General features: G+C 34.4%; 6 protein-coding genes. All 6 read right to left on the bottom strand.

Annotation, left to right across the window (positions count from 1 at the left end; translation table 11 throughout):
* Window positions 1–576: 576 nt before the first annotated feature.
* Window positions 577–1,434 (bottom strand): lipoyl synthase, encoded by an 858-nt coding sequence (gene lipA, locus N4A57_RS10935; protein ID WP_293658035.1) that lies wholly within the window; start codon window positions 1,432–1,434, stop codon window positions 577–579.
* Between the two features lie 15 nt (window positions 1,435–1,449).
* Window positions 1,450–2,100 (bottom strand): lipoyl(octanoyl) transferase LipB, encoded by a 651-nt coding sequence (gene lipB / locus N4A57_RS10930; RefSeq protein WP_293658034.1) that lies wholly within the window; start codon window positions 2,098–2,100, stop codon window positions 1,450–1,452.
* Between the two features lie 334 nt (window positions 2,101–2,434).
* Window positions 2,435–2,623: a hypothetical protein gene (locus N4A57_RS10925; RefSeq protein WP_293658033.1), complete on the bottom strand. Its 189-nt coding sequence runs from the start codon at window positions 2,621–2,623 to the stop codon at window positions 2,435–2,437.
* Between the two features lie 219 nt (window positions 2,624–2,842).
* Complete coding sequence (locus N4A57_RS10920) at window positions 2,843–4,513, bottom strand: formate--tetrahydrofolate ligase (RefSeq protein ID WP_293658032.1); 1,671 nt, start codon at window positions 4,511–4,513, stop codon at window positions 2,843–2,845.
* A 14-nt stretch (window positions 4,514–4,527) separates the two neighbouring features.
* Window positions 4,528–5,979, bottom strand: coding sequence for an aminomethyl-transferring glycine dehydrogenase subunit GcvPB (gene gcvPB / locus N4A57_RS10915; protein ID WP_293658031.1), 1,452 nt, complete (start codon window positions 5,977–5,979; stop codon window positions 4,528–4,530).
* Window positions 5,979–7,319 carry an aminomethyl-transferring glycine dehydrogenase subunit GcvPA gene (gene gcvPA / locus N4A57_RS10910; RefSeq protein ID WP_293658030.1) on the bottom strand — a complete coding sequence of 447 codons (1,341 nt, stop codon included), beginning with the start codon at window positions 7,317–7,319 and terminating at the stop codon, window positions 5,979–5,981. Before gcvPA ends, gcvPB begins: the two co-directional genes overlap by 1 nt.
* Window positions 7,320–7,347: the final 28 nt, after the last annotated feature.

Below are 7,347 nucleotides of genomic sequence, written 5' to 3'. Positions count from 1 at the left end.
GTATAAACTTGCTTTATGTGGGCCTATAAGGGAAACCATTGAAAATCTTTTCCACCCAAGTCCTTGTCACAAGCGAAAGTGTGAATCTTCGTATATAGGTTCATGTGCATAGGATGTTGTGACGTTCCAGGGCTCCAAAGATTTTCAATATATTTTCCCTTATAGGCAAGTTACTGTATAAAACAAATTTAAAACCAATAAAGCTATATAAGTTTTGATGCCATAGTAATTCTCTTTTTGACTTTTGAGATCTTTGTAAATGATTTAACTTTTTAACTTGTTGAGGCTATTCCTCTCCCACTTATAAAAGAGGGGAGAGGAATAGCCTTTTGTTGTAAAACAAACCAATACAAAACAACATGAGCAATAACTACTAGATAAATGATTTTTAGCCCATCAAAACTTGTTCATCTTGTGGGCTGTTGAATTTGATAGTGAATGTCTATTAGAAAGGCAACGAGAAGGATTGGTACTACCCCTATTTCCAAGACATGATGAGTGAGCATATTAAACATATGTAATCCACTCCATAAGGAAGAAAATAATTGAAATGACTAATTTATTTTTTGAATATGCCTAAGTATGAGATAACATCTCTGCCGCATTATATGAACTCCTTACTAAAGGGTCTGAAGCTACAAATAAAAATCCCATATGAAGACCTTCCTCTTTATACTTTTTAAATATATGTGGATGAACATATTCTTCAACGGGATAATGTTCTTTACTGGGTGCTAAATATTGACCTATTGTTAGATAGTCACATCCTACATTCCTCAAATCCTTAAGCAAATCTAACACTTCATCTTTCCTTTCTCCTAATCCTAGCATAATTCCTGATTTTGTATATATGCTAGGATCCATCCTTTTCACATTTTCTAATACTTTTAGTGATCTTTCATATATGGCCTCTGGTCGTACCTTTTCATATAAACGAGAAATGGTCTCCATGTTGTGATTTATAACGTGGGGTTTTGCATCTACTATGGTCTTTAATGCCATATGATTTCCTTGTAAATCAGGTATTAATACTTCTATTATTATATTAGGGTCCTTTTCCCTTATCTTATTTATTACATTACTAAAATGTTTAGCTCCACCATCTGGCAGGTCATCTCTAGTTACAGAAGTTATAACTACATGCTTTAAACCCAATTCTACAGTGGCCTTTGCCACATTTTCTGGTTCATTGTCATCTACCTTTTCTAGTTCCCCATGGGATACATTACAAAACTTACATCCTCTAGAACATTGACTTCCTAGTATCATAAAAGTGGCTGTCTTTTTGCTAAAGCATTCCATCCTATTAGGACAATTGGCTTCTTGGCAAACTGTATTTAAGGAAAATTCTTTCAAAATATTATTTACATAATCTAAACTTCTTCCTGATTTCAGATTAATCCTAAGCCACTCAGGCTTTCTCTTCACAGTCATGGCCAATCCCCCTTCTTATAAAACATCTTTCATACTTTTGTTAAAAACTTCTTTAAAATGCTTTATCACTTTATCTTTTACTTCTTCCAGATTCTCTTCTTTTCCTATTATATTTTTTACAGATGTTACCCCTTTATCATGTATTCCACAGGGAACTATAAAATTAAAATGACTTAGCTCAGTATTTACATTAAAGGCGAAACCATGCATAGTTACTCCTCTTTTTACAGCCAATCCTACAGCAACTATCTTGTTGTTTCCAACCCACACTCCCGTATTTTTAAAATCCCTATTAGCATTAATATTATATTCATCCTTTAATAATTTAATAAAGGTATCTTCTATATTCCATACAAATTGTCTTATACTCATTTGATATCTTTTTAATTTAAATATGGCATATCCAACTATTTGACCAGGACCATGATAGGTTACATCACCACCACGATTACTTTCAAACACTCCAACTCCATTTTCCTCTAACACCGCCTTAGAACCTAATATATTTCCCTTCTCCGCCCGTCTCCCCATGGTTATGACAGAAGGGTGTTCCACCAAAATCAAGGTATCATTAATTTCATCTGCCTGCCTCTTTTTCAAAAGATCTAGCTGTATATTTAGAGCTTCCTCATATTCACATACACCTAAATCTAATATATCTATCATTTCATCAGCACCTTCTCCCCCATAATAGAACTATTAATTCTAAACTCATTATAGATTTATCAACACTAAGCTTTCTCTATACAGTAACTTGCCTACAAGGGAAAATATATTGAAAATTTTAGGAATTGTGGAACGTCACAACATTCTATTCTACCTAAACATGACACATGAACCTATCTACAAAGATTCACACTTTCGCTTGTGACAAGGACTTCAATGGAAAAAATTTTCAATATATTTTCCTGAAGTAGGCCCACATAAAGCCAGTTTATAAATGATAAATCTCTAATCCTTCTTTTCAATCCCCATAAACTTTACCTTAAATCTAATCCATCTATACTAATTCATATCTATAAATCAACATATACTTTCCTTTTCTCTCTTTTACTCCAGACTTTAATATATGAGCTACATTTCCAGAAGGAAGTTCTATTTTAGTTCCTTCTACTGAAGTCATATACTCACTAACAGCTTCTCCATGCTCTGGTTCTACTTCTTCCTTCACTCCCCACGGAAGTGCCATTACCTTAGCCTCGTCTCACGTATCACAAATGGCCGTTTTTCTCTCGCTAATAGAATTTAACAAACTATTTTCTAATGCCTCTTTTACTTTCCCATCATGTGCAAATAACATGTGAACACCTCCATATTTTAACCATAAATATACTCTTATTTTATATAAGGTGACTAGTTTATTTTTTTCATGTACCTTAAACCAATCACCTTATAATTAATAGTTTTTCTAGAATAATCCTATTATTTCTCCATTATCTAAAAGATCCATCTTATTAGCCGCTGGCACCTTTGGAAGACCTGGCATAGTCATCACATTACCTGTGAGAACTACTAAGAATCCAGCTCCCACAGAAGCCCTTATGGAACTTACTGTTATTCTAAATCCCTTTGGTCTACCTAATAACTTTGGATCATCAGATAAGGAGTACTGAGTCTTAGCCATACAAATAGGTAGTTTCTCTAATCCTATTCTTTCATATTTTTCTATTTCCTTAGAAGCTTTAGAAGTAAAGTCTACCCCATCTGCTCCATATATTTCTTTAGCTATAGTTTCTATTTTCTCTTTTATGGATAAATCTAAGCTATATAATGGTTTAAAATTAGCCTTTTCTTCTTCTACTAACTCAACTACTTTCTTAGCTAGGATAGTTCCACCATCTCCGCCCTTTGCCCATACTTGGGATAAGACTACATTTACGCCTAATTCCTTACATCTTCCTTCAACAAAGTCTAATTCTTCCTTAGTATCTGTTGGGAATTCATTTAAAGCTACCACTGCTGGAACTCCAAACTTCTTCACATTCTCTATTTGCTTTTCTAAGTTTTCAAATCCATGAGCTAAGGCCTTCATATTCACTTCTGAAAGTTTAGCTTTACCTACTCCACCATGATTCTTTAATGCCCTTACAGTTGCCACAATTACCACTGCACTTGGATTTAATCCTGCGTATCTACATTTAATATTAAAGAATTTTTCTGCTCCTAAATCAGCACCAAAACCAGCTTCTGTTACTACATAATCTGCTATCTTAAGACCCATCTTAGTAGCCATAACTGAGTTGCACCCATGGGCTATATTAGCAAAAGGTCCTCCATGGATTATGGCTGGAGTATTTTCTAAAGTTTGAACTAAATTAGGCTTTATAGCATCCCTAAGAAGTAATGTTAATGCTCCTGTGGACTCTAGTTGACCTGCTGTTACAGGTTCATTATCATAGGTATATCCTATAATCATCCTAGATAATCTCTCTTTTAAATCATTCATTCCATCAGCAAGGCATAGTATTGCCATTATTTCTGAGGCAACAGATATATCAAATCCATCTACCCTAGTAACTCCATTACCCTTTGGTCCAAGAGCTACTGTAATTTCTCTAAGGGCTCTATCATTCATATCCAAGGCCCTTCTCCAAGTGATTCTCTTAGGGTCAATATTTAACTTATTTCCTTGGTGTAGGTGATTATCTATAAGGGCTGCCATAAGGTTGTTAGCTGTAGTTATGGCATGTATATCTCCAGTAAAATGAAGGTTTATATCATCCATAGGAACTACTTGAGCATATCCTCCTCCTGCTGCTCCACCTTTAACACCAAAGCATGGTCCTAATGAAGGTTCCCTTAGGGTAGTTATGGTTTTTTTACCAATCTTATTCAGCCCCATACTAAGACCTACATTAGTGGTAGTTTTTCCTTCTCCTGCTGATGTGGGGTTTATAGCTGTGACTAATATAAGTTTTCCATCTTCTTTTCCTTTTAATTTATCATATAAATCTAAAGATAATTTTCCCTTATATTTACCGTATAATTCTAGGTCATCTTCATCTATTCCTAATTTCTTAGCAATTTCTAATATGGGTAGCATAGTTGCTTCTTGAGCTATTTGTACATCAGTTTTCATAAGTAGACCTCCCTTTATCCATTCCACTTTAATATAAGTTTTCTAGCTGCCCTTGCTTCGTCAATTCTTCTTACTGGTGTATTATATGGTGCACCCTTTAATAATTCAGGGTTTTCTTTAGCTTCATTTGCAATTTTTATCATTGTTTCAATAAATCCATCCATAGTCTCTAGACTTTCCGTTTCTGTTGGTTCTACCATGATAGCTTCATTAACTATGAGTGGGAAATATACAGTTGGTGGATGATATCCATAATCTAATAATCTCTTGGCTATATCAAGGGTTGATACTTGTAAATTATTTTCTAAACCACCTAATACAAATTCATGTTTACATACTTGGTCTATTGGTAAATAATAATGTTCTTTTAATTTATTCATCATATAATTTGCATTTAATACGGCTGTTTCACTGACTTCTTTTAGTCCTTCCTTACCCATGGCTAAAATATAAGTGTAAGCCCTTAGCATTATTCCATAGTGACCGTAAAATCCCTTAATCTTTCCTATAGACTCTAGTCTATCATAGTCTAGGATGTATTTATCATCATTCTTCTCTACTACAGGAACAGGTAAGAATTTAGCTAAATGCTCTTTAACTCCCACAGGACCACTTCCTGGACCTCCTCCACCATGAGGTGTTGAAAAAGTCTTGTGTAAATTGTAATGCATTACATCAAATCCCATATCTCCTGGTCTTGTAACTCCCATGATGGCATTCATATTAGCCCCATCATAGTACAGTTGACCTCCTGCTTCATGAACTAAATCTGCTATTTCCTTAATATTTCTTTCAAACAATCCTAATGTACTTGGGTTTGTTAACATTAACCCGGCTATTTCATCACTTAAGGCTTCCTTTAAGGATTCTATAGATACGGAACCATCTTCATTTGACTTAATTTCCACAACTTCATATCCAGCCACAGCTGCAGTGGCTGGATTAGTACCATGAGCAGAATCAGGAACTATTATTTTAGTTCTCTTAAAGTCATTTCTACTATCATGATATGCCTTTATTAGCATAAGGCCTAATAATTCTCCATGGGCACCAGCTGCCGGTTGTAATGTTACCTTATCCATTCCTGCTATTTCAGCCAACATTTCACCTAATTCATGGATAACTTCAAGGGCCCCTTGAACTGTACTTTCAGGTTGATATGGATGAATCATACTTAGTTTCTCCATACCTGCCACATCTTCATTTATCTTTGGATTATACTTCATAGTACAAGATCCTAATGGATAAAAACCCGTATCCACTCCATAGTTTTTGTTAGATAAATTAGTAAAATGTCTAATTACATCTAATTCACTTACCTCTGGTAACTTTAACTCTTCTTCCCTCAAAAATTCAGATGGAATTATACTTGATAAATCCTTTTGTGATACATGATTCTTAGGAAGTTTATAGGCTTGTCTACCAGGTTTAGATATTTCAAAGATTAACTTATCATAGTTTCTCATTACAACACCTCCAATACACTTGAAAGTTTATCTATTTCACTCTTAGTTCTCTTTTCTGTTACACAAAACATTAAACTATTTTTGTATTCTTCATAGTCCCTACCTAGTTCATATCCACCCAGAATACCTTCTTCTAATAATTTTTCATTTACCTTACCACTGTCTAATTGACTAGTAACTGCAAATTCTTTAAAGAAAGGTTTATTAAACAGAGGTTTAAACTTACCACCCTTAGTCAATTCCTCAAAGGTATAGTGAGCCTTTTGAGCCGATTGAGTAGCCACTTCCCTTAAGCCTTCCTTGCCTAAAGTAGTTAAATAAACAGTTGCCATTAACATATTTAAACCTTGATTTGAACATATATTAGATGTGGCTTTAAACCTTCTAATATGCTGTTCCCTAGCTTGAAGTGTTAAAACATAGGCTCTCTTTCCATCTGCATCTATAGATTCTCCTACTATTCTACCTGGCATTTTTCTAGCAAGTTTTGACTTAGTTGCCATAAATCCTAAATATGGTCCCCCAAAGTTTAATCCATTTCCAAAGGATTGGCCTTCACCAACTACAATATCTGCCCCCTGCTTTCCTGGACTCTTTAATATTCCCAAAGATATAGGGTCCACATAAGTTATTAATAATCCCTTATTTTGATGAATTATTTCACCTGCTTCAGTGTAATCTTCTATTATTCCAAAGAAATTAGGGCTTTGAATTATAACACCTGCCGTTTCCTTACTCACTAAGGATTTTAGATGCTCCATATCTGTAACTCCATCTGCCATATCCACTTCAATTACTTCTAAATTTCTATATTTCATATAAGTTTTTAATACTCTTCTAGTTTCAGGATTTACAGTTTTAGATACTAAAACTGATTTACGTCTAGTATTTGTACACGCCATTATGGCTCCTTCTGCACAAGCCGTTGGTCCATCATACATGGACGCATTAGACACATCCATTCCCGTTAAATCACTGATCATAGTTTGATATTCAAATATGACTTGTAATGTTCCTTGACTTATCTCCGGTTGATAGGGTGTATAAGCAGTGAAAAACTCAGACCTTAAAGCCATGTGTTTTATAATAGCAGGAATATAGTGATCATATGCGCCTGCTCCTAGAAAGCATGTTAAATCATTTACACTCTTATTTTTTTTTGCCATTTCATTCATATGTTTAAAAATTTCCATTTCTGACATTCCTTCTCTCAAGTTAAGATCTCTGCCTAACTTAAGTTCTTCTGGAATATCACTAAATAAATCATCTATGGATGCTGCATTTATTTCATTTAGCATATATTTTCTATCCGCTTCCGTGTTGGCAATATATCTATGCATAAGCTACCTCCTTCATAGTTTTATGTAA

This window comes from Anaeromicrobium sp. (assembly GCF_025210435.1).
Classification (GTDB): Bacteria; Bacillota; Clostridia; order Peptostreptococcales; family Thermotaleaceae; genus Anaeromicrobium.
The sequence above is the reverse complement of the archived record's forward strand: the minus strand, read 5'-3'. Positions and strand labels throughout refer to the sequence as shown.